Here is a 20,371-nt window from a genome sequence, read left to right as displayed (position 1 = left end):
CTGTCCGCCTTCATATTCGGCTTTGATGGAGGCCCTATCAACGCAAGGTGTCCAGAAATTGAACAAACCGGATTCCGAGGGTTCCGGTCCGCGCATCCTGCGGCGCGGGCTGAAGGTGCTGGGCGTGCTGCGCCAGGCCGGCGCGGCCGGCATGCACGTGGTGGACATCGCGCGGGCCGCGGGCATGCAGCGGTCCACGGTGTATCGCTACCTGGATGTGCTGGTCGAGGAGGGCTACGCGCTGCGGGAATCGGGCGCGCCGCGCTGGCGCGTTGCTGAACTGGGCGTGATGATGGCCGGCGATCCGCACGCGCAGGCCGTGCGCAGTCTTCGGCCATTGCTGCGCCAGATCAGCGACGTCAGCGGCGATTCGGCGTTTCTCATTTGCCGCGCTGCGAATGATTCGCTGTGCCTGCATCGCGAGGTCGGCAATTACCCGGTGCAGGTGCTGGCCGTGACGGTCGGGCACCGCCAGCCGTTGGGCGTGGGCGCGGCCGGGTTGGCGCTGCTGGGCGCCTTGCCGGCCGCGGAAGCCGACGAGGTGGTGATGCAGAACGAGCAGGCGCTACGCGCCTACGGCGGGATGACGGTGGCGCAGATGCGGCGGCTGGTGGAGAACACGCGCGGGCGCGGCTGGGCCGTGGTGGGCAACGCGGCGGTGCCGGGCGTGTTGGGTGTGGGCATGGCGCTGTGCGATGCGGGCGGCTATCCGCGGCTGGCGGTCAGCGTGTCCAGCCTCATCAGCCGGATGCAGGCGCCGCGCCAGCGCAGCATTGCCGAACTGATCCGCGCGCAGGTGTCGCAGAGCGGATTCGGCATGCCGCACGGGGCGGGCGAGGGGGATTGAGGCCCGCCGCGATGCCGTTCCGGCGGCGGGTGGGGGCCGTTTCGTTCAGGCCGCGGCCGGCGTCGGCACGCGGTACGTCTTCTGGTAATGCACCGTGAACGTCTTGAAGGCGTCCAGCGCCTTGTGCGGGTCGTGTCCCGGCTTGACGAGGAAGCTGTCAAAGCCCACGCGCGCCTGGTAGTGGATGGTGTCGATCATCACGTCACCGACCGCGCGCAGCTCGCCCTGCCAGTCGTAGCGCGTGCGCAGCAGCTGCGCCAGCGAATAACCGCGGCCATCGGTGTAGACCGGAAAGTCCACGGCGATGAACGCGATGCCCTCGGGATGCAGCACGCCATCGGCGTCCGCCAGGTCCGTCAGGTCGGCGTCGGGGTTGAGCAGCACGGCCACGGGATGCTTGTGGCGGCGCAGCGTGTTGCGCGAAGTCTTCCAGACGGCCAGCGGCACGATCCAGCCGGGTTCGTCGGACGGGACCTGGCCTTCGGCGGGCACTTCGGGTTCGGGGACGAACGGACGCGATGTGTCGGCCTCGAGTTTGCCGTTGCGGATGAGATGCGGGCCGGGGGCGTCGTGGGCGTAGATCTCAGACATGGGCGGGCTCCGCTTGCTGCGTGGGTTTGGCGAAGGCAGGGTCCGCGTACACGTCCTGCTTGAAGGGATCGATGCCGACGCGGTCCACCACGTCGATGAAGCGTTCGGCGTCGCTGTCGCGCAAACCCAGATACGTGCGGATCAACCGGTCCACCACGCCCGGCACCTGATGGCGCGCGAACGACGGGCCGATGATGCGGCCGATGGCCGCGCCGCCGCCATGCGTGGATTCGAGATCGGGCAGCGGCTTGGCGGCGCCGTTCTGGCGGCCGCCCACCGTGACCTGATACCACTCCTCGCCGGCCTTATCGACGCCAAGAATGCCGATGTGGCCCACATGGTGATGGCCGCAGGAGTTGATGCAGCCCGAGATGTTCAGATCGAGTTCGCCGATCTCGAACAGGTAATCCAGGTTGTCGAACTGGCGCTGGATGGCTTCGGCCACGGGAATGGAGACGGCGTTGGCCAGCGCGCAGAAGTCTCCGCCCGGACAGGCGATGATGTTGGTGAGCAGACCGACGTTGGGCGTGGCGAGGTTCAGGGCCTCGAGCTTTTGCCACAACTCGTGCAGCCGCGCGCGGCGCACGTCGGCCAGGATCAGGTTCTGTTCGTGCGACACGCGCAGTTCGCCATAACCGAAGTCGTCGGCCAGGTCGGCCACCGCATCCATCTGGTCCGCGGTGATGTCGCCCGGCGGCACGCCGGTGGGTTTGAGCGACACGGTCACGGCGGCGTAGCCGGCAACCTTGTGCGCATGCACGTTGGTGCGCAGCCAGCGCGCGAAGCGCTTGTCGCCCGCGGCCAGCGCGTCGGTGTTGTCGATGTCGGACGCGGCGGCGGCGTCGTGCTGCGGCCAGACGAAGCGCGCCTTGATGCGGTCCACGAATTCCTGCGTGATGGTGTCGGGGCCGCCCTTGATGCGCTGCCACTCTTCATCGACCTGCTGCGCGTAGACCTCGGGCGTCAGGTCTTTGACCAGGATCTTGATGCGCGCCTTGTACTTGTTGTCGCGGCGGCCATGCAGGTTGTAGACCCGCAGCGCGGCCTGCAGATAGGTCAGCAGGTGCTGCCATTCGACGAACGGATTGATGAGCTTGCCGACGATGGGCGTGCGGCCCAGGCCGCCGCCGATCCACACGCGAAAGCCCAGCTTGCCATCGCGCTCGACGGCCTGCAGGCCGATGTCGTGCACGCCCACGGCCGCGCGGTCTTCCACGGCGCCGCTGACAGCAATCTTGAACTTGCGCGGCAGGAAGGCGAACTCGGGATGCAGCGTGGACCACTGGCGGATGATCTCGCACCAGATCAGCGGATCCACGAGTTCGTCCGGCGCGACGCCGGCAAAGTGGTCGGTGGTGGTGTTGCGGATGCAGTTGCCGCTGGTCTGGATGGCGTGCATCTGCACCGTGGCGAGTTCCGCCAGGATGTCTGGCACGTCTTCCAGCTTGGGCCAGTTGAACTGGATGTTCTGGCGCGTGCTGAAGTGTCCGTAGCCGCGGTCCCACTTGCGCGCGATGTGCGCCAGGGTGCGCAACTGGCGGGACGCCAGCAGGCCATACGGAATGGCGACGCGCAGCATGGGGGCGTGGCGCTGGATGTACAGGCCGTTCTGCAGGCGCAGGACGCGGAAATCGTCCTCGGTTAGCTGGCCGTCGAGAAAGCGGCGCGTCTGATCGGCAAACTGCGCGACACGCTGCTCGACAAGCTGTTGGTCGACGGGGTCATACACGTACATGTCTACTGCCCTTGGAAGTCTTTTCGGTCTGAACCCCGGGGGCGGGGTCGGGCGCACGGCGCCGGCAAAACGGGATTCATAACCGTAACAGCGACCCGCGAACACCGTCTAAGTCATTCTGGTAATAAAGAAATAAGGGCCCCCACGCTGCGCGCGCCAGCTGCCCCCCGAGGGGGCTGCCCGCCTCCGGGCGGCCGGGCGGCCATTTTTGCGGAGGTCGTCGAAACCAGCCGCGAGCGTACGCGCATATATGAATATGCGGCTTGTCGTAGAACAAGCCCCTAAACCCCTACAACGCCGCATTCACCGCCCAGCGGGCCACGAACACCAGAATGATCACCAGGCAGGCCGCGAGTAGCAGGCCGGTGGCGATGAGGGGGCCGGGCTTGTTGTGGGCGATGTCGGCATCGTAGCCGCGGCCGCGGCGTACGCCGAAGAAGGCCCACAGCACGGAGCGGACCGTGCGCAGGAAACCGAGCATATGCGCCTCCGGGCGGATTATTGACGGCCCACTGTAGACGCTGGCGTGTCCGGCAGACAGATGCAGATTCGCGTCAGCCGACCGTATCAGATGGCGCGGCGGCGTGTGCGCCGATGCCGCGCACGATGTGTTCCAGCAGCTCGCGCGCGGCCGGCGAGATGTGGCGGCCGGCGCGGCTCAGGACGTGCAGGCTGCCCTGGTTCAGGATGGGATTGGCCAGCGGCAGGCTCGCGAGGCGCTGGGCCTGCATGTCGGCGGTGACGGCGATGGGGGGCGTGAGCGCGTAGCCGATGCCGGCCGCCGCGAACTGCCATAGCGCCTTGAACGACGAGGTGGTCAGCACGTTGTGCAGCCGGACCTGCTCGCTGATCTCGGCGGCCTGGATGTGCTGGCGCACGCCAAACCCTTCCTGCATGGACGCGCCGGGGTAGTCGGCCAGATCGGTCAGCAAGAGGGGCCGGCGCAGGCGCGTCAGCGGGTGGTCCTGACGCACGATGGCCCGTATCGGCTCGGGCCGCGAGTAATGCGTGCGCAGCCGGGCATCGTTGGGCGGCTGGAACACCAGCCCGATGTAAGCGCGGTCGTCGACGATGCGCTGGACGATTTCGGACGTGCGGGCCACGTCGATGTCCAGCGTGACTTCGGGATGGCTGCGCCAGTAGCCCGGCAGCACGCGGTCGAACATCAGCTCCACAAAGCCTTCGCCCAGCACCAGGTCGATGTGGCCGCGTTCGGCTTTGCGCAGGCTGTCGATTTCGGAGAAGAAGCTCTCCTGGATGTCCTGCTGCCGTTTTACATAGCGCGCCAGGATGTGGCCGGCATCGGTGGGCACGAGGCCACGTCCCCGGCGTTCGAACAGCGCCATGCCGCAGTCGCGCTCCAGGGCGGCGATCGCGCGGCTGACGGCGGACGGGTCCATTTCCAGGGCCTCGGCCGCGCCGCGCACGGATCCCCGGCTCATGACCTGCATGAAGTAATGGGTGCGGCGCGCGTCGAGTTGTTCGTCCATGGCGGCTGGCTCCGGGCGGAATGCGGCTGATTTTCCACGAAAGGGCTTAAGGGTTTACCCTTATTTCGATTTGTCTCGTGCAAAATTTTCCGAGGAAAGGCGAATTCGTTGCATTTTACGCAACGTTTCTCGGCGGCCCGTGTCATGGTTGCCCGCCAGAGGGGTGAGCGAAAATTGCGCAGTCCGAATCGGCCGCCCGCTGCGCGCGCCGTTCGCGCTGTATTGGCCGTTTGAATCGACAGAGCCGCTCTTCAAGCGCCGTCGCCCGAACCTTCCGAATTCGCTTGCCCCGCCGGCTCTGCCTGGACGTCCGGGCGCCGGTTTCCGGGTTCGTCCGGCCCGCCGCCACGATCACTATTCACGTCATCAGGGGAAAACCAATGTCTCATGCCAGCGCAAGCCTGGCTTCGCCTTCCATGCCGCTATCGGGGCGCGTGCGCATGCTCGCCGCCATCCTGCTGGTGGTGGTCATTTCCGAAGCGATCGGCAGCGTCACCTTCTCGGTCGGTCCGGGCAAGATCATCCTGCAGCCCATGTTGTGGGCGATTTTCATCGGCGCGGTGGTTGCGGCGTTCGGCCAGCGGCTGCCGGCAGGCGCCGGCATCGACAAGGCGATGCAGACCCGCATCAGCGGCTACCTGCAATACGCGCTGCTGCCGTTCCTGGCCAAGCTGGGTCTGATGGTGGGCGGCGCGTTGCCGCAGGTGCGCGAGGCCGGCTGGGCGCTGGTGTTCCAGGAGTTCGGCCACTTCTTCGGCACCATGGCCATCGGCCTGCCGCTGGCGCTGCTGCTCGGCATCAAGCGTGAAGCGATTGGCGCGACGTTCTCGGTGGGCCGCGAGCCCAGCCTGGCGATCATCGGCGAGCGCTACGGCATGAACTCGCCGGAAGGCCGCGGCGTCATGGCCGAATACATCACCGGCACCGTGATCGGCGCGCTGTTCGTGGCGCTGATGGCGGGCTTCATCACCAGCCTGAACATCTTCGATCCGCGCTCGCTCGCCATGGGCGCCGGCGTGGGCTCGGGCAGCATGATGGCCGCAGGCGTGGGCGCGATCGCTTCGCAGCAGACGCCCGAAATGGCGCATCAGGTCGCTGCGCTGGCTGCGGCCGCCAACCTGCTGACGACGGTGGTTGGCGTGTACTTCACCCTGTTCATTTCGCTGCCCACGACGATCTTCCTGTACGGCAAGCTCGAGCCCGTGCTGGGCCGCTTCTCGCGTGGCAAGAACGAGGCCGTGGTCGACGACAGCGTGTCGGAAGACGTGCCCGCGCACGGCTCGAAGATGGGCTTCGGCGACCGCCTGACCGCCTACGTCATCTGTGGCCTGTTCGCGCTGGTGGGCAACCGTCTGGGCTACAACGTGCCGTTCGCGGACGCACTGCCGGGCATGGCCATCATCGTGCTGCTGGTCGTCATCACCGACCTGATCCTGCGCGTCGTGCCCAAGCTGCCGGCCGTGTTCGTGCTGTCGGTGATCGCCATGACCGCCGGCTGCCCGGGCGTGCTGCCGTATTCGGATCAGATCATTGCAATGGTCGGCAAGGTCAACTTTCTGCCGTTCACGACGGTGATCCTGGCGATGGCCGGACTGTCGATCCTGAAGGACCTGCCTGCGTTCCGCAAGCTGGGCTGGAAGATCGTGGTGGTGTCGCTGGCGGCGAACGCCGGCACGTTCATGGGCGCCACGATGATCGCGGAATTCTTTCACTGATCGGCGCTAGCGTCATGAAAAAGCCGCCTGTTGTACAGGCGGCTTTTTTTGTGGGCTTGCTTGGGGCGGTGTCAGACACCCAGGGGAGATAGCCGTCGGCTTGAAACGGCGTCTCAACGGGTGTTGGACACCTAGGGCAACGGGTGTCTGACACCCAGGAATCAGGCGGCGGCGCCGGGCCGGTAGCGCGCGTTGTCGGTCACGTTTTCAGTGGGGCCGATATTCGCCACCGGGGGGATCCCGACCCCAGCGGCCTTCAATGCGACAGCCGCCTGCAATTCCACCTGCGGATTGCCCATGGCGACGCGATAGGGTTGCAGCGGCGCCAGGCCTTCGATGGTGCCCCAGTCGTTAGCGATGTCGGCGCGTTGCGCCACCGGGTCCGGCCGCGCGGCAAAGTCCTCGACCGCGCGCCGCATCCGGGCGTCCGCGTACAGGTCGCGCAATTCATCGATATTGATGGCGGGCGCGGTGAGGGCAAGGGGCGCGACGGCAGGGTCGGCTTTGTGTCTGACAGGCGGGGCGTCTGGTTCCGCCCTTGCCAACCTGTCGGCCTGGGCGCGTTCCACGCGCTGGGCGTCGCGGGCGGCCTGGGCTTGCGCGGTGCGCTGGGCCTGCCGGGCGGCGAAGTTCTGCGCGGCGCGTTCGGCTTCCCAGGCAGGGCGGTTCTCATCCAGCATCGAAACGCGCGCCGGATAAGGCGCGGCGACGTGGGGGATGGCGGAGATCGCAGAAATGGCCATGCGGGGGCTCCTTGTCGTGATTGACCTTTGGGTTGGTCTGTCCGGGGAGATGCAAGTTCACTGTAGCAAAGGCCCCGGCGAAAGGCTTTACCCATCTGTGGATTTCGTAACCGTCTCCCACGCCGTCAATTCCTCCTGCAAGGCGGCCAGCTTGCCCCGCACCAACCCGAGCGCATCGCTGCCGAGCAGCAGGTGCGCGGGAGGACGATCGGCGTCGATGACCGCCAGCATGGCGCGCGCCGCCTTGCGTGGATCCCCCAGCTGACGGCCGTTTTTCTCTTCGCGGGCCTTGCGGATAGGGTCGAAGATGGCGTCGTAGTCCGCAATGGTGCGGGGCGTGCGCGTCATGGATCGGCCCGCCCAGTCGGTGCGGAACGACCCCGGCGCCACCGCCGTCACGGCGATGCCCAGCGGCTGCACTTCCTTGCCCAGCGCTTCGGAAATCCCCTCCAGCGCGAACTTGCTGCCGCAGTAGTACGCGATGCCCGGCATGGTGATGTGGCCACCCATGGAAGTGATGTTCAGGATGTGGCCGCGCCGGCGCTGGCGCATGAAGGGCAGGACTGCCTTCATCATCGCGACCGCGCCAAACACGTTCACGTCGAACTGGCGGCGCATTTCCGGCAGGGGCGACTCTTCCATCACGCCTTCATGGCCGTAGCCCGCGTTGTTGACCAGCACGTCGATGGCGCCGACGCTGGCCTCGATATCGGCCACCACGCCGTCAATGGCGTCGAAGTCGGTGACGTCCAACACGCGACCGATGGCAGCGCCGGGAGACAGGCTTTCAAACGCGAGGCGGGCCGGTTCGGCGCGCACCGTGCCGACGACGCGGTGGCCTGCGGCCAGGGCTTCCTCGGCCAGGGCGCGGCCGAAGCCGCTGCTGACGCCCGTGATGAGCAGGGTTTTGGGGGAGGTCATGGAGGGGGCTCTGAACTCATTGGAGAATGCATGGTAGTCTTGCCAAACTGCGCGGATAAGCCGTATTCCGCTGCTTATCTTGCACAAAGCTATGAACACCAACGCCACGGCCCCCGACGACGCGGTGGGCGCCGATCCTGCCGAAAGCCGCATGGCCGCGCTGCTGCGCGGCCTGGCGCCTGATGAGGGCTACAACCTGACCGCGTTGCCCAGCGTGCGCGTGCTGCGCGCCAACCGGGCGCTGGCGCGCACGCCGGTGCTGTATGACCCGGGCATCGTGATCGTCTGTCAGGGCCGCAAGCGCGGCTACTTCGGCGATCGGCTGTACCTGTACGACGAGCAGCATTACCTGGCCGTGTCCGTCCCGGTGCCCTTCAGCATGGAGACCGACGCAACGCCCGAGCGCCCGCTGCTGGCGCTGTACCTGCACCTGGATTTCGCGCTGGCCGCGGAACTGGCGTCTCAGATCGACGCCGCCGGCGCCGCGGCGGCAGCCCAGCCGCCGCAGAGCATGTTGTCGACGCCGATGGATGACGCGATGCGCACGTCGGTGCTGCGATTCATCGAGGCCATGTCCCGGCCGCTTGAAGCCGCCGTGCTGGGACCGGGGCTGTTGCGTGAGCTTTATTTCCGCGTGCTGACCGGCCCGCAGGGCGGTTCGATGCGGGAAGCGTTGTCCTTGCGCGGGCAGTTCGGCCGGATCGGCAGATCCCTGCGCCTCATTCACGCGGAATACGCCCGGCCGCTTGACGTGACGCGGCTGGCCAACGAGGCGGGCATGAGCGTCCCCAGCTTTCACAGCCATTTCAAGGCGGTGACGCAGGTCTCTCCCATGCAGTACGTGAAATCGACGCGCCTGCACCAGGCGCGTCTCTTGATGGTGCGGCAGGACCTGACGGCCGAGTCGGCGAGTCAGGCGGTGGGCTACACAAGCCCGTCCCAGTTCAGCCGCGAGTTCAAGCGTCTGTTTGGCCTGACGCCGGCGGCGGAGGCGCGACGCATGCGCGAAGGCTTCGCTTTGCCGGCATTCGCGGACGCCACCTACGTGTCGTCACACTGAATCGGCGGCTGCCCGCCGACGGTTCGTTCAAGGCTTGGTGGCCTGCATCGACGGACGCTGGCTGAACCCTTCGAACCACTTGGCCGTGGCGGGATGCGACGCGCGCCAGTCCAGATCCGGGAAGCGGAAGTCCAGGTAGCCCAATGCGCAACCGATGGTGATGGTGCCGATGTCCAGCCGGCCTTCAAGGCCTGCGGCGTTCTTCTCGATGAGCGCGAGACCGTCGCGCACCTTGCCAAGCTGTCCTTCAACCCAGCCATCCCAGCGCAACGCCTCCGGGCGCAGCACGGTCTCATAGCGCGCCAGCAGCGCCGCACCCAGCATGCCGTCGGCCATCGCCTGCTCGGCCAGCACCGGCCAGCGGGCCTTGCCGGCGGGGAAGAACGTGCCGCCGCCCAGATCGTTCAGATACTCGCAGACGACGCGGCTGTCGAACAGCGCCTGGCCGTCATCGGTGATGAACGTGGGCACCTGGCCCAGCGGGTTGCTCGGGATGATGGTCTGGTCGCGGGCGACGGGACCGGCGGCGCTGGGCAGCTTTTCAATGCGGTCGACCAGGCCGAGTTCATGGGCGATGACCATGCACTTGCGTACGAAGGGCGAAGCAGGCGAGAAGAAGATTTTCATGGGGTTCCCTGTCGGTGAGAGGCGTCAGTGTTGCGCAGGGGGCGAACGCTGTCCAGCCTGCGTGCGGATGACCGGCGGGGACACATGAAGGGGGAATGGATGCGCTGCGCAAGGCGGCGCGAACGCTGGCATGAAGGCGATGGCGCGCGTCGGGCGACGCGCACTTTGCATGCAGACCGCGCCGGAACCGTTGCGGTCCGGCGCGCGCCGCGTATCAGCGGCTTATCCGCTGCTTATTCCGTAATACCCGTTTCCAGGCAGGGCTTGAATTCGCCGGTGTCCGGATCGCGCAGGAACAGGACGCCGGTGGCTACGCCGAAGTACGCGCCGTGCAGTTCCAGTTCGCCCTTTTCGACGCGGCGGCGGATGGACGGGAACGTCATCAGGTTGTTCAGGCTGTGCGCGACGGTGGCCAGTTCCAGACGCTTCAGGTTGGCCTGGCGGTCGCCGGTATCCGGCGACATGCCCTTGGCCACGGGTTCGATCTGCGACATCCACTTGCCGATGAAATCGCTCTTGCTCAGCGGCGTGGCGTCGTCGAAGAAGAAACGGATGCCGCCGCAGGACGCGTGGCCCAGCACGACGATGTGCTTGACGTTCAGGCCGTTGACCGCGAATTCGATGGCGGCGCTGGTGCCGTGGTACGACGATTCCGAGTCCGGGTCACAGGGCGGCACAAGGTTGGCCACGTTGCGCACGACGAACATCTCGCCGGGGCCGGCGTCGAAGATCGCTTCGGGCGACACGCGCGAGTCGCAGCATCCGATGATCAGGATTTCCGGGCTTTGGCCGATTTCGGCCAGCTTTTGATAGCGGCTGCTTTCAGTCTGGAAGCGGCCGTCCAGGAAAGATTGATAGCCTTCGGAGAGTCTTTTGGGAAACATGATCTTCACTTCCTAGTATCGAGGCCAGGCTTGCTGGCGCGCCGGCATACGCAATAAGGGGCTTCGTTTGGAAGCCCCTGTTATCGAGTCGGCAGACGCGATTTTCCCATAACTGGCCTGATAGCCACCTGTCTAAACCCTGATCACAAAAGGGTTTTTGGCGGCTGGCCGGGCGGCGGTCTGACCTAGCGTGCGGCGACGTCCAGCGCATTCACCCGGGCGAATTCCAGCGGCGTGATCGCCTTGACCACCTTGATCTGGCCGGGCGCGAACGGGCCGACGACATCTTCGCTGACCCTGCCGATCTCGCGGTTCTGCGCGTCGTACAGGACGTAAGTCAGCAGGACGCTGTTGACGTTGCGCTCCGACTGGTTGGCGAGAAAGCCCGTAATGGTGGAGACGTTGCGGGTGCTGTCGCGCACGGCCTGGACGTTGCCCAGGGTGATGCCGTAGGCAAGGCTTTGCGCGGCAGCGGCGCCGGACAGGCCGGCCAGCACGACGAGCGCGGCAAGGACGAGTTTTTTCATGGTTGTCTCCTGATACGGCCCGCGGCGGCGACGGCAGTACGGCATCGCGGCGGGGATCAGGCGTATCTCACTCCTTTCTGCCACGAGAGACAACGGGCCAGAAGGATGAATGGGTAACAGGTTGCGGCGGATGTTGCCAATGCTGGGGCTTTGTTCGATGATTGCCAAGCCGGCGCCTTGGCCGGCGGACCGTGCCGCCCGCGTCGCGCGTGCCATTGCGCGAGGGGCGCTCAAGGGAGGAACTCATGCTTTCCCGTACCAGCCAGCTGGCTTCGGCCATCCTGTTGTCCGCATGTTTTGCCGGCGCGCAGGCGCAGACCCCCGCCGCTCCCTCAACCGCCAAGACGCCCACGCCGCAGCAGCAGCGCATGTCTGACTGCAACAAGGCCGCCGAAGGCAAGAAGGGCGACGACCGCAAGACGTTCATGAGCAGTTGCCTGAAGGGCGAGGAGCCGGCCAAGCAACTCACGCCGCAGCAGCAAAAGATGAAGGACTGCAACGCGAAGGCCGCGGAACAGAAACTGGCCGGCGACGCGCGCAAGACGTTCATGAGCACGTGTTTGAAGGGGTGAACAACCGGCAAGAAAAAACGCCAGACGATGTCTGGCGTTTTTTTTTGGACCGCTGACCGATGCTGTTGGGTGTCAGACACCCAAGACGCTCAGGTGCAGCTTCAAGGCCGTCTTGTACGGGTGCCAGACACCGGCGCTCCGCGCGTCACGCCGTCGCAATCGGCGTGACCGGCGATCCGATCGCATGCGGCAGGCGCAGCGGCGGCGCAGTCAGCATGAAGTGGTGGCGGCCATTGGCAAACAGGAACTCCGCCAGGTCCTTCAAATACCAAAGCTCCGCCAGCGGCAGTCCCAGCTTGAACAGGCAGTGATGATGCAGCGGCAGCATCGGACGCGCGCCGGACTTTTCGCGGGCGGGGTAGGCCTCGACCGCGTAGTTGTCGGCGCAGATGGCGGCGATGCCGCTGTCGGTGATCCATTGCAGCAGCGCGTCGTCGGTGCCGTCCAGCGCGGCGCCGTAGGTGTGCAGCACCTCGGGGTCGGGCGTGCCGTTCATCGCGACCACGGCTTCGGCGTAGCCGGTGCGCAGCACCAGCATGTCGCCGCGCTCAATCGTGATGCCATCCGTTGCCAGCACGTGCATCAGTTCGGCGTGGCCGATCAGCGTGCGGCCCGGGCCGTAATGGCGGAACAGGTCGACCAGCACGCCGCGGCCCTGCATGCCTTTCTGCGCCAGGTTTTCAACGCCCAGCTTCAGCGCGGCAGACGGGCCACCGCTGTTGCAACCGCAGCCGGTGTGATCGCCATCATTGGGTCCCACAACGTCCACGCCCGCCTGAAAGCCGTTGTAGTAGCGCAGCTCGGGTGTGCCGTCGCCATCGGCATCGAACAATGCGCCCACATGCGCCAGCGCGTCCCATTGCGTCGAATACTGCATGGACAGCAGCACCTGGTCGTCGCTCAACACGTCGAGCGCGTCAGGGTTGACGTTTTTCAACGGGAAGTTCAGGTACGGGGTGTCCTTGAGCTTCGTGGGGCTCAATTGCGGCGGGTGGCGCCGCGGGTTGAGCACGTTGCCGCCGGGCAGGTCCAGCGGCAGGGACAGGCAGAAGGTCTTGCCGGCGCGGATCTCGCGTGCGCCCTTCAGGACTTGTTCTTCGGTGATGAGATTCAGGCGGCCGAGTTGGTCGTCGGGCCCGAAGTCGCCCCAGTTGGAGCCTTCGGGCCGATGCTTCCAGCGTTGCATGCGGCTTACTCCGTCAGGAAGTCGACGACCGCGCGGGTGAAGGCTTCCGGTTGCTCCCAGTTCGAGATGTGGGAGGTGTTCAATTCCACGTAGCGCGCGCCGGGAATGGCGGCCGCAAGTTCCTGGCCTTGCGCGGGCGTGGCAGCCAGGTCGTGCGTGCTGCTGATGACCAGCGTGGGGGCGGTGATGGACGACACCTGCTCGCGGAAGTCGGCGTCGCGCAGCGCGGCGCAGTTGCCCGAGTAGCCGGCGTCCGGCGTGCGGCGCAGCATGTCGATCAGCACCTGCGTCAGGCCCGGCTCGGCGGCGCGATAGCCGTCGGTCAGCCAGCGTTCGACCAGCGTGGGCGCCATCTTTTCGAGCGTCTGCTCGGCCACGGCGGCGATGCGGGTGCTCCAGCCTTCAGCCGAGCCGATGCGCGCGGCGGTGTTGCACAGGACCAGCTTGCCGACGAGTTCGGGTCGCGCCAGCGCCAGCCACAGGCCGGTCGGGCCGCCCATCGACAGGCCGCAGAAATGCGCGCGCTTGATATCCAGGTGGGCCAGCAATTCGGCGACGTCGTTGCCCAGCTGCTCGAAGCTGTATTCGCCTTCGGGGACCGACGACTTGCCGTGGCCGCGGGTGTCGTAGCGCAGCACGCGAAAGTGGCGGGTCAGTTCAGGGATCTGGCGGGCCCACATGTCGGCGTTGGTGCCCAGCGAATTGGAGAGCACGAGCACCGGCGCGTCGGCGGGGCCATCGATGACGTAGAACAGCCGTGCCTGGCTGAGATCGGCGTAAGCCATGTGGAATTCCTTTGGGGAGGGCGGCGGCCGCGCAAGCAGGCGGCCGCGCGGGTATTACAGGTGGCAGACGCCGTCGACGTAGGCTTTGCGCCAGCGGGTGATGGTTACGCGGTCGAACAGGTCGGCCTGCGCAAACGGATCGGCGTCGATGAACTGCTGCGCGGCTTCGCGCGTGTCGACGTCGACGATGTACAGCCCGCCGCCCGCATCCTTGCCGTCATCCTGCAGCTTGGCGCCGCACGCCAGCAGCAGCTGCTTGTTGGCGTCCAGGTATTCCAGGTGCTTGGCGCGGTGCTGCTGGCGCATTTCCTGGTGATTGGGCTTGTCGAAGGTTTCGATGATGTAGGGCATGCGAGGCTCCTGTCAGATCGCCGAGGGATGGCGCGCGAGCGCGGTGACTTCGATATCCATGTACGGGAAAAGCGGCAGCGACGACAGCAGCGTGTGCAGCTCGTCGTTGTTTTCGACGTCGAAGATGCTGACGTTGGCGTAGCGGCCGACGACGCGCCACAGGCTCTTCCACTTGCCGTCGCGCTGCAGCTGCTGCGCCAGGGCCTTTTCGTCAGCCTTCAGTTTGTCCGCGCGTTCGGCGGGCATGTCGACGGGCAGATTGACCTGCATTTGAACCATGAACAACATGATGGACTCTCCATGATGCCGCCCCGGCGCGCGGGGCGGTGTAGCGGCAATTTAGGGAATTCAGTTCGAAAATTTAAGCGGCAGGCCGGTCAGGCGCAGCAGCTCATCGGCGGTCATGTCGCCAAAGATATCGGTGACCGTCACCCCATCCTTGTTGATGTCGAACACGGCCACATCCGTGTACACGCGCGACACGCAGCGCACGCCGGTCAGCGGATACGTGCAGGCCTCGACCAGCTTGCTCTGGCCTTCGCGGGTCTGCAGTTCCATCATCACGAAGACGTCCTTGGCGCCGATGGCCAGGTCCATCGCGCCGCCGACGGCGGGGATGGCATCGGGCGCGCCCGTGTGCCAGTTGGCCAGGTCGCCATGCTGCGAGACCTGAAAGGCGCCCAGCACGCAGATGTCCAGATGGCCGCCGCGCATCATCGCGAACGAATCGGCGTGATGGAAGAACGAGCAGCCGGGCAGTTCGGTGACGGGCTGCTTGCCGGCGTTGATGAGGTCGTAGTCTTCCTCGCCCTTGGCGGGCGCGGGGCCCATGCCCAGCATGCCGTTTTCGGTGTGCAGGATGACCTCGCGGCCGGCGGGCAGGTGGTTGGCGACGAGCGTGGGCAGGCCGATGCCCAGGTTGACGTAGGCGCCTTCAGGAATGTCCTGCGCGACGCGGGCGGCGATCTGGTCGCGGGTCAGTTTGGTGCTCATTGCTGCTCCTTGGCGGCCTGCTGGCCTGCGATCTGCACGACGCGCTTGACGAAGATGCCGGGGGTGACGACGGTTTCGGGGTCGAGCTCGCCCAGTTCGACGATCTCGCGGACCTGGGCCACGGCCACGCGCGCGGCGCTGGCCATGATGGGGCCGAAGTTGCGGGCGGTCTTGCGATAGACCAGGTTGCCCCAGCGGTCGCCGCGCTCGGCCTTGATCAGCGCGTAGTCGGCGTGCAGCGGATACTCCAGCACGTACTGGCGGCCGTTGATCTCGCGGGTTTCCTTGCCGTCGGCCAGCGGGGTGCCGTAGCCGGTGGGCGTGAAGAACGCGCCGATGCCGGCGCCGGCGGCGCGGATGCGCTCGGCCAGATTGCCTTGGGGCACCAGTTCCAGTTCCAGCTTGCCGCTGCGGTACAGGCCGTCAAAGATCTGCGAGTCCGCCTGGCGCGGGAACGAGCAGATGATCTTGCGCACGCGGTTGGCGCCCAAGAGGGCGGCGAGGCCCGTGGTGCCGTTGCCGGCGTTGTTGTTGATGATGACCAGGTCCTTGGCGCCCTGTTCAAGCAGGGCGTCGATCAGTTCCATGGGCTGGCCGGCGGTGCCGAAGCCGCCGATCATGACGGTGGCGCCATCGGGGACGTCCGCCAGGGCGGCGGCAGCGCTTGCAACAGTCTTAGAGATCATGATGTTCGCTCATAGGTGGCGTGTCATAATTTGTTCTTCTTTCGAACTTTCGTTCTTCTGAAGAACATCGTTTCATGGGGAATGCGAAGGCGTCAAGGCAAGCCCGCACGCCGCACTCTCCATCGTTCGGAGTCGCCCGCAAGGGGCAACGCAGGCTCGCCGCGGCGGGCCTTTTACTCGTGGAACCAGACGGATGGCCGAGCAAGATCCCCAGCAACCCAGCGACAGTTACGTGCAGTCCTTCGCGCGCGGCCTGTCGGTGATCCGGGCCTTCGGCCCCGACCGTTCGCAGATGACGTTGTCCGAGGTGGCCGCGGTGACGGGGCTGACCCGCGCCGGCGCGCGCCGCATCCTGCTGACGCTGGAACACCTGGGCTACGTCACGGCCGACGACCGCAAGTTCTCGCTGACCCCGCGCATCCTGGAACTGGGCTACGCGTATCTGTCGGGCACGCCGCTGTGGAACCTGGCACTGCCCTACATGGAAGAAGTCGCCGAGCTGACGCGCGAGTCCTGCTCCGTGTCGGTGCTGGAAGGCGCCGACATCGTGTACATCCTGCGCCTGTCGACGCATAAGGTGATGACGATCAATCTGGCCGTGGGCAGCCGCTTGCCGGCATGGGTAACGTCGATGGGCCGCGTGCTGCTGGCGGGCCTGCCCGAAGCCGAGCTGGACCGGGTGCTGGCGATGAGCCAGATCCAGACCTACACGGCGGAAACCGTCACCGACATCGCCGAACTGAAGCGCGTGCTGGCCGGCGTGCGTGCCGACGGCTATGCCTGCGTGGCGCAGGAACTGGAACCCGGCCTGCAATCCGTGGCGGTGCCCATCATCGACCGCAGCGGCCGCGTGATCGCCGCGATGAACGTCAGCGGTCACGCCAACCGGTTTTCGCGCGAGGCGATGCTGGAAGCGTTTTTGCCGCCGCTGCGCCGCGCCGCCGACCAGATCAACCACGCGCTGCTGCGCCGCTAGGCCAAGCCTGGGGGCGGCAGAGGGATGGGTCCGGACGGACATGGCGGCCGCGCTCAGATGGGCGCGACGCCGAGCGTCGTGCCGCCGCAGACATACAGCATCTGGCCGGTGACAAACCCGTTGTCGGGCGACAGGAAGAACATCGCGGCGCGCGCGACGTCTTCGGGCGTGCCCAGGCGCTTGACGACGATGCTGTTGATGATGCGCTCGGTCTGCGGGGCCCCGGCCGGATTGCTCTTGATGAAGAGGTCGGTGGCGATGGGGCCCGGGCCGATGGCGTTGACGGTGATGCCGTCGCCGCCCAGTTCCATGGCCAGCGTGCGCGTCAGGCCCACAAGCCCGGCCTTGGTGGCCGAATAGACCACGCGATCCGGCTTGCCCAGCGCGGCGCGCGACGACATGTTGACGATGCGGCCAAAGCCGGCTTCGCGCATGGCGGGCAGCGCGGCCTGCACCAGGATGAGCGCGGTGCGCAGATGCAGATTGACGACGTAGTCCAGGTCCGCCAGCGTGGCGGTGTCGGCCGTGCCGGGCCGCGTGGCGCCGGCGTTGTTCACGAGACCGACGATGTTGAACGCGCTGGTGACTTCGCGCGCGACTTCCTGCGTGCGCGCCTCGTCGGTCAGATCGGCCTGATACGAGACCAGACCCGCCGGCGGATTCTCGGGCAGCTTGTAGTCGATGTTGACGACCTTGTGGCCGGCATCGAGCAGCATGCGGATGATGGCGGCGCCGATCCCGGCGCTGCCGCCGGTGACGAGATATGCGGTGGGTTTGGTCATATCGGTTTCCGTTCAGTGTTCAAGAACTCAATGGGTCAGGTAGCCCCAGGCGAGGACGGCGGTGATGTGGATCACGCCGACCCACAGCATCATGATGACGGTATAGCCCATCACGTCGCGCAGCTTGAGCTTGGACAGGGCCAGCGCGGGCAGGATCCAGAAGGGCTGCACCAGATCGTTCCAGGCGTTGCCCAGCATGACGGCCATGGTCGTCTGGTTGAGCGCGCTGCCGATTTCCTTGGCGGCGTCGATCATGAACGGACCCTGGATGACCCAGTGGCCGCCGGCGGACGGCGCGAAGAAGTTGATGACGAACGAGCTGATCAGGCCCCAGAACGGCAGCGTTTCGGGCGTGGCGACGTCGACGAAGACCGCGGAGATCGTGGTGACCAGACCCGAGGCGGCCATGATGGCCATGATGCCGGCGTAGAACGGGTACTGCAGGATGATCCCGGAGATGGTCTTGATGCCTTCGGTCAGCTTGGCGACGTAGGCGGCGGGCGTGCCGAGCAAGATGATGCCCAGGAACAGGATGATGAAGTTGATGAGGTTCAGGTCGAGCGAGCCGCCGTCCATGAAGTGAAAGACGACGTAGGCCACGCCGAGCGCGCCGATCAGCATGCTGAGCAGGCGGCTGTTGTTGAGCTTGGAGGCGATGGTGCCCTTTTCGAGCATGTCTTCGGCGGCGTTGGACGCGTTGGCGTCGCGGTCGATGTTGGGGTCGACTTCGACGATGGCCTCACCCTTCTTGGGGTGCAGCCAGGCGTTGAGCAGCGGCAGGGTGATGATGATGACCAGGCTGGTGAGCAGCATGGGCACGGAGAAGATGGTTTCCGACAGGGGAATCGTGCCCATCTGCGCGGCGGTGGGGTGGCCGGGCGTGGCGACGAGAACGGGGATGCTGGCGGACAGGCCCAGACCGTACATGGTGAAGCCGCTGTAGGCGGCGGCGATGATCAGGGGGTAGTGAACACCCTTGACCTTCAAGGCCAGCTTCTTGGCGACGATGCCGCCGATGACAAGACCAAAGCCCCAGTTCAGGTAGCTGCCGACGCCGCCGACGAGGGTGGCGACGATGATGGCGGTGTGCGGCTTGTGGACGTGGCTGACGATGCGGTTGAGCAGGCGGTCGGTGAGCGGTGCGGTGGCCAGCACGTAGCCCATTGCCAGGATGACGGCCATCTGGGTGGTGAAGGCCAGGAGGCTCCAGAAGCCTTTGCCCCAGGCGCGGGTGATGTCGCCGATGCCCTGGCCTTCGATGCCCATGGCCAGCAGCACGGTGAGCAAGGTGAGCGCGATCGCAAAGACAAAGGGATCGGGCAGATACTTGCGCATCAGCTCGGTAAAGAATGAAGCCAATTTATTCATGGTGCCTCCAACAACTCCGTAAGGCGGTTCTCTGATGTCCGGTGGCGCGAGTCATCGGGTGACGATGCGGGCGTGCCGGACGATTGCTTTTCTTTGTGTGGGTGGGCTCGTGGCCCGATGGCGCGGTCGGTCATGGCCGCCGCGCTTTTTGTGGATGCTTGAGAACGGACTCAGGAGCCGCTGGCTTTGCCGTTCAACCAGGCGGCCAGTTCGCCGAGGGCGGCGCTTTTCTCGCGCAGGACGCGTTCGCGGCGTTCGGGGCTCCAGGTGTAGAAGCCCTGGCCGCTTTTGGCGCCGATGTGCCCGCTGTCGACTTTGCTTTTGAGCAGGTCGGAGGGTTCGGTGCGGTTTTCGAGATCTTTGTACAGGTAGCTGGCGATGGCGTAGTGAACGTCAATGCCGTTCATGTCGCGCTGTTCGAGGGGGCCGGACAGGGCGAGGCGGATGCCCAGGCTCCATTTGACGACTTCGTCAATATCCTCTGCGCTGGCGACGCCTTTCTCCAGCAGGGAGATGGCTTCGCGGGCGAGGGCGTGCTGGATGCGGTTGGCGATGAAGCCGGGGATGTCCTGACGCACGAGAACGGGGCGCTTGCCGCCGAAGCGCAGGGTGGCCATGACTTTGGCGACGGTGTCCTCGGAGGTGTCGTCGTTGCGGACGACTTCGACGAGGGGGATGACGTCGGCGGGGGTGAAGAAGTGGGTGCCGACAAAGCGGTCGCGGCGCTGGACGGCGCTGGCGATGGCGTTAATCGACAACCCGGAGGTGTTGGTGGCGAAGAGGGTGTGCGCGGGGCACAGGGTGTCGAGCTTGGCGAAGATGCCGCGCTTGAGATCGAGGTTTTCGGGGACGGCTTCGATGACGAGGTCGCTGGTGGCGGCGGCTTCGAGGCCTGGTTCGAGGCGGATGCGCTGGATGGCTTGCTGGACTTGGCCGGGGGCGTAGACGTTTAGCTGGCGTTCGATGGTCTTCAACGCGCGCTCGAGGGCGCCTTCGACGGGGTCAATCAAAACGACGTCGAGTCCCTTCGAGGCGAACAGCGCGGCAATGCCGCTGCCCATGGCGCCTGCGCCGATGACGGCGAGATTCTTGAGGGGAGTGTCCATGATGGCTCGCTTGGTGCTTGCGGCTGCTGCTTGCAGGCGGACACGCGGGGACCAGGGGTGATGCTGTCTCGTCCGGGGTGCCTTTCTGTGCGCGGCTTGGCCAGAAAAATCTTTGTGTTCTATATACGAACATTTGTGCGTGTATAGAATTTCTGTGGGGATAGTACTAAAAGTTGCTGGGGGTGGACAAATGGGGGGTTGGGGGTGTTCGGTGGGTGGACGGTGGGTGTGCCTGAGTGTTTCGCTGGCTGCGGGCTTGCGGTGGACGGCGTTCTTTTGACGCCCGGCACGTCGTCGGCCTGGGGTGCGCGGGGCTACGATTGCGGTCCGGAGCCTTCGCTCCGGACTTCGCGTTCGTCATCTTCGTCCGCCTTCGGCTCCCTTCAGATTCCCTCGTGCTGATCGACGCGCCCCGCACCCCGCGCC

General features: G+C 66.0%; 23 protein-coding genes. 5 read left to right on the top strand and 18 right to left on the bottom strand.

All coding sequences use genetic code 11. The annotated features are described in order from the left end of the window. Positions 1–58: 58 nt before the first annotated feature. On the top strand, positions 59–847 hold the full coding sequence (locus B2W22_RS02055; RefSeq protein WP_175122151.1) for an IclR family transcriptional regulator: 789 nt from the start codon (positions 59–61) through the stop codon (positions 845–847). Between the two features lie 45 nt (positions 848–892). On the opposite strand, the gene B2W22_RS02050 is transcribed toward B2W22_RS02055, so the two are convergent. The 4 genes from B2W22_RS02050 to B2W22_RS02035 all read right to left on the bottom strand — a co-directional run bounded on the left by B2W22_RS02050 (position 893) and on the right by B2W22_RS02035 (position 4,663). Further along, on the bottom strand, positions 893–1,438 hold the full coding sequence (locus B2W22_RS02050; RefSeq protein ID WP_175122152.1) for a DUF934 domain-containing protein: 546 nt from the start codon (positions 1,436–1,438) through the stop codon (positions 893–895). After that, positions 1,431–3,173, bottom strand: a complete 1,743-nt coding sequence (locus tag B2W22_RS02045; RefSeq protein WP_175122153.1) for a nitrite/sulfite reductase — start codon at positions 3,171–3,173, stop codon at positions 1,431–1,433. Before B2W22_RS02045 ends, B2W22_RS02050 begins: the two co-directional genes overlap by 8 nt. Positions 3,174–3,462: 289 nt before the next feature. After that, positions 3,463–3,654: a DUF2970 domain-containing protein gene (locus B2W22_RS02040; protein ID WP_056559812.1), complete on the bottom strand. Its 192-nt coding sequence runs from the start codon at positions 3,652–3,654 to the stop codon at positions 3,463–3,465. A gap of 73 nt (positions 3,655–3,727) precedes the next feature. Further along, a complete protein-coding gene (locus B2W22_RS02035) occupies positions 3,728–4,663 on the bottom strand; it encodes a LysR family transcriptional regulator (protein ID WP_175122154.1) in 936 nt (311 codons plus the stop codon). A gap of 380 nt (positions 4,664–5,043) precedes the next feature. On the opposite strand from B2W22_RS02035, the gene B2W22_RS02030 reads away from it, so the two are divergent. Continuing rightward, positions 5,044–6,378, top strand: a complete 1,335-nt coding sequence (locus B2W22_RS02030; RefSeq protein ID WP_175122155.1) for a DUF3100 domain-containing protein — start codon at positions 5,044–5,046, stop codon at positions 6,376–6,378. A gap of 161 nt (positions 6,379–6,539) precedes the next feature. Here the strand turns inward: B2W22_RS02030 and B2W22_RS02025 are convergent, their stop codons facing one another. After that, positions 6,540–7,121: a hypothetical protein gene (locus tag B2W22_RS02025; protein ID WP_286936030.1), complete on the bottom strand. Its 582-nt coding sequence runs from the start codon at positions 7,119–7,121 to the stop codon at positions 6,540–6,542. An 87-nt stretch (positions 7,122–7,208) separates the two neighbouring features. Further along, positions 7,209–8,042 (bottom strand): oxidoreductase, encoded by an 834-nt coding sequence (locus B2W22_RS02020; protein WP_286936029.1) that lies wholly within the window; start codon positions 8,040–8,042, stop codon positions 7,209–7,211. 151 nt (positions 8,043–8,193) lie between these two features. On the opposite strand from B2W22_RS02020, the gene B2W22_RS02015 reads away from it, so the two are divergent. Then, complete coding sequence (locus B2W22_RS02015; protein ID WP_239215003.1) at positions 8,194–9,102, top strand: AraC family transcriptional regulator; 909 nt, start codon at positions 8,194–8,196, stop codon at positions 9,100–9,102. A 27-nt stretch (positions 9,103–9,129) separates the two neighbouring features. Here B2W22_RS02015 and B2W22_RS02010 read toward each other — a convergent pair whose 3' ends face one another. The 3 genes from B2W22_RS02010 to B2W22_RS02000 all read right to left on the bottom strand — a co-directional run bounded on the left by B2W22_RS02010 (position 9,130) and on the right by B2W22_RS02000 (position 11,140). Continuing rightward, positions 9,130–9,729: a glutathione S-transferase gene (locus B2W22_RS02010; protein ID WP_191578264.1), complete on the bottom strand. Its 600-nt coding sequence runs from the start codon at positions 9,727–9,729 to the stop codon at positions 9,130–9,132. Between the two features lie 233 nt (positions 9,730–9,962). Then, positions 9,963–10,613 (bottom strand): carbonic anhydrase, encoded by a 651-nt coding sequence (locus B2W22_RS02005; RefSeq protein ID WP_105241734.1) that lies wholly within the window; start codon positions 10,611–10,613, stop codon positions 9,963–9,965. A 185-nt stretch (positions 10,614–10,798) separates the two neighbouring features. Beyond that, positions 10,799–11,140 carry an FxLYD domain-containing protein gene (locus B2W22_RS02000; RefSeq protein ID WP_175122163.1) on the bottom strand — a complete coding sequence of 114 codons (342 nt, stop codon included), beginning with the start codon at positions 11,138–11,140 and terminating at the stop codon, positions 10,799–10,801. A gap of 245 nt (positions 11,141–11,385) precedes the next feature. Between B2W22_RS02000 and B2W22_RS01995 the strand changes: the two genes are divergently transcribed. Further along, on the top strand, positions 11,386–11,712 hold the full coding sequence (locus tag B2W22_RS01995; protein WP_175139528.1) for a PsiF family protein: 327 nt from the start codon (positions 11,386–11,388) through the stop codon (positions 11,710–11,712). Positions 11,713–11,857: 145 nt separating this feature from the next. On the opposite strand, the gene B2W22_RS01990 is transcribed toward B2W22_RS01995, so the two are convergent. From B2W22_RS01990 to B2W22_RS01965, 6 genes are read right to left on the bottom strand one after another with little or no spacing between them, the layout of a single operon-like run. After that, positions 11,858–12,898 (bottom strand): cyclase family protein, encoded by a 1,041-nt coding sequence (locus B2W22_RS01990; protein WP_175122165.1) that lies wholly within the window; start codon positions 12,896–12,898, stop codon positions 11,858–11,860. Positions 12,899–12,903: 5 nt separating this feature from the next. After that, a complete protein-coding gene (gene pcaD / locus B2W22_RS01985; RefSeq protein WP_175122166.1) occupies positions 12,904–13,683 on the bottom strand; it encodes a 3-oxoadipate enol-lactonase in 780 nt (259 codons plus the stop codon). 54 nt (positions 13,684–13,737) lie between these two features. After that, positions 13,738–14,034, bottom strand: a complete 297-nt coding sequence (locus B2W22_RS01980; RefSeq protein WP_105240952.1) for a YciI family protein — start codon at positions 14,032–14,034, stop codon at positions 13,738–13,740. Positions 14,035–14,046: 12 nt separating this feature from the next. Continuing rightward, on the bottom strand, positions 14,047–14,322 hold the full coding sequence (gene catC / locus B2W22_RS01975) for a muconolactone Delta-isomerase (protein WP_056559790.1): 276 nt from the start codon (positions 14,320–14,322) through the stop codon (positions 14,047–14,049). A 60-nt stretch (positions 14,323–14,382) separates the two neighbouring features. Then, positions 14,383–15,027 carry a 3-oxoacid CoA-transferase subunit B gene (locus B2W22_RS01970; protein ID WP_175122167.1) on the bottom strand — a complete coding sequence of 215 codons (645 nt, stop codon included), beginning with the start codon at positions 15,025–15,027 and terminating at the stop codon, positions 14,383–14,385. Continuing rightward, positions 15,024–15,713 carry a 3-oxoacid CoA-transferase subunit A gene (locus tag B2W22_RS01965; protein ID WP_056559787.1) on the bottom strand — a complete coding sequence of 230 codons (690 nt, stop codon included), beginning with the start codon at positions 15,711–15,713 and terminating at the stop codon, positions 15,024–15,026. Before B2W22_RS01965 ends, B2W22_RS01970 begins: the two co-directional genes overlap by 4 nt. Positions 15,714–15,906: 193 nt before the next feature. On the opposite strand from B2W22_RS01965, the gene B2W22_RS01960 reads away from it, so the two are divergent. Next, a complete protein-coding gene (locus B2W22_RS01960; protein ID WP_056559785.1) occupies positions 15,907–16,689 on the top strand; it encodes an IclR family transcriptional regulator in 783 nt (260 codons plus the stop codon). 53 nt (positions 16,690–16,742) lie between these two features. Here B2W22_RS01960 and B2W22_RS01955 read toward each other — a convergent pair whose 3' ends face one another. The 3 genes from B2W22_RS01955 to B2W22_RS01945 form a co-directional block, all read right to left on the bottom strand. Further along, positions 16,743–17,471 (bottom strand): SDR family NAD(P)-dependent oxidoreductase, encoded by a 729-nt coding sequence (locus B2W22_RS01955; protein WP_286936027.1) that lies wholly within the window; start codon positions 17,469–17,471, stop codon positions 16,743–16,745. A gap of 27 nt (positions 17,472–17,498) precedes the next feature. Continuing rightward, positions 17,499–18,839 carry a short-chain fatty acid transporter gene (locus B2W22_RS01950; RefSeq protein ID WP_175122169.1) on the bottom strand — a complete coding sequence of 447 codons (1,341 nt, stop codon included), beginning with the start codon at positions 18,837–18,839 and terminating at the stop codon, positions 17,499–17,501. Positions 18,840–19,009: 170 nt separating this feature from the next. Next, positions 19,010–19,945, bottom strand: a complete 936-nt coding sequence (locus B2W22_RS01945) for a 3-hydroxyacyl-CoA dehydrogenase family protein (protein ID WP_286936026.1) — start codon at positions 19,943–19,945, stop codon at positions 19,010–19,012. Between the last annotated feature and the right edge of the window lie 426 nt (positions 19,946–20,371).

Source organism: Achromobacter sp. UBA4530 (assembly GCF_002388205.1).
Taxonomy (GTDB): Bacteria; Pseudomonadota; Gammaproteobacteria; order Burkholderiales; family Burkholderiaceae_B; genus Achromobacter; species Achromobacter animicus.
Note: the sequence above shows the minus strand (reverse complement) of the source record. Positions and strands in the feature narration are given on the sequence as shown.

What these genes read in the sequence shown, in the direction of transcription:
- B2W22_RS02050 (WP_175122152.1), bottom strand. Translation starts at nt 1,438, where the DNA reads ATGTCTGAGATCTACGCCCACGACGCCCCCGGCCCGCATCTCATCCGC.
- B2W22_RS02045 (WP_175122153.1), bottom strand. Translation starts at nt 3,173, where the DNA reads ATGTACGTGTATGACCCCGTCGACCAACAGCTTGTCGAGCAGCGTGTC.
- B2W22_RS02040 (WP_056559812.1), bottom strand. Translation starts at nt 3,654, where the DNA reads ATGCTCGGTTTCCTGCGCACGGTCCGCTCCGTGCTGTGGGCCTTCTTC.
- B2W22_RS02035 (WP_175122154.1), bottom strand. Translation starts at nt 4,663, where the DNA reads ATGGACGAACAACTCGACGCGCGCCGCACCCATTACTTCATGCAGGTC.
- B2W22_RS02030 (WP_175122155.1), top strand. Translation starts at nt 5,044, where the DNA reads ATGTCTCATGCCAGCGCAAGCCTGGCTTCGCCTTCCATGCCGCTATCG.
- B2W22_RS02025 (WP_286936030.1), bottom strand. Translation starts at nt 7,121, where the DNA reads ATGGCCATTTCTGCGATCTCCGCCATCCCCCACGTCGCCGCGCCTTAT.
- B2W22_RS02020 (WP_286936029.1), bottom strand. Translation starts at nt 8,042, where the DNA reads ATGACCTCCCCCAAAACCCTGCTCATCACGGGCGTCAGCAGCGGCTTC.
- B2W22_RS02015 (WP_239215003.1), top strand. Translation starts at nt 8,194, where the DNA reads ATGGCCGCGCTGCTGCGCGGCCTGGCGCCTGATGAGGGCTACAACCTG.
- B2W22_RS02010 (WP_191578264.1), bottom strand. Translation starts at nt 9,729, where the DNA reads ATGAAAATCTTCTTCTCGCCTGCTTCGCCCTTCGTACGCAAGTGCATG.
- B2W22_RS02005 (WP_105241734.1), bottom strand. Translation starts at nt 10,613, where the DNA reads ATGTTTCCCAAAAGACTCTCCGAAGGCTATCAATCTTTCCTGGACGGC.
- B2W22_RS02000 (WP_175122163.1), bottom strand. Translation starts at nt 11,140, where the DNA reads ATGAAAAAACTCGTCCTTGCCGCGCTCGTCGTGCTGGCCGGCCTGTCC.
- B2W22_RS01995 (WP_175139528.1), top strand. Translation starts at nt 11,386, where the DNA reads ATGCTTTCCCGTACCAGCCAGCTGGCTTCGGCCATCCTGTTGTCCGCA.
- B2W22_RS01990 (WP_175122165.1), bottom strand. Translation starts at nt 12,898, where the DNA reads ATGCAACGCTGGAAGCATCGGCCCGAAGGCTCCAACTGGGGCGACTTC.
- pcaD (WP_175122166.1), bottom strand. Translation starts at nt 13,683, where the DNA reads ATGGCTTACGCCGATCTCAGCCAGGCACGGCTGTTCTACGTCATCGAT.
- B2W22_RS01980 (WP_105240952.1), bottom strand. Translation starts at nt 14,034, where the DNA reads ATGCCCTACATCATCGAAACCTTCGACAAGCCCAATCACCAGGAAATG.
- catC (WP_056559790.1), bottom strand. Translation starts at nt 14,322, where the DNA reads ATGTTGTTCATGGTTCAAATGCAGGTCAATCTGCCCGTCGACATGCCC.
- B2W22_RS01970 (WP_175122167.1), bottom strand. Translation starts at nt 15,027, where the DNA reads ATGAGCACCAAACTGACCCGCGACCAGATCGCCGCCCGCGTCGCGCAG.
- B2W22_RS01965 (WP_056559787.1), bottom strand. Translation starts at nt 15,713, where the DNA reads ATGATCTCTAAGACTGTTGCAAGCGCTGCCGCCGCCCTGGCGGACGTC.
- B2W22_RS01960 (WP_056559785.1), top strand. Translation starts at nt 15,907, where the DNA reads ATGGCCGAGCAAGATCCCCAGCAACCCAGCGACAGTTACGTGCAGTCC.
- B2W22_RS01955 (WP_286936027.1), bottom strand. Translation starts at nt 17,471, where the DNA reads ATGACCAAACCCACCGCATATCTCGTCACCGGCGGCAGCGCCGGGATC.
- B2W22_RS01950 (WP_175122169.1), bottom strand. Translation starts at nt 18,839, where the DNA reads ATGAATAAATTGGCTTCATTCTTTACCGAGCTGATGCGCAAGTATCTG.
- B2W22_RS01945 (WP_286936026.1), bottom strand. Translation starts at nt 19,945, where the DNA reads ATGGACACTCCCCTCAAGAATCTCGCCGTCATCGGCGCAGGCGCCATG.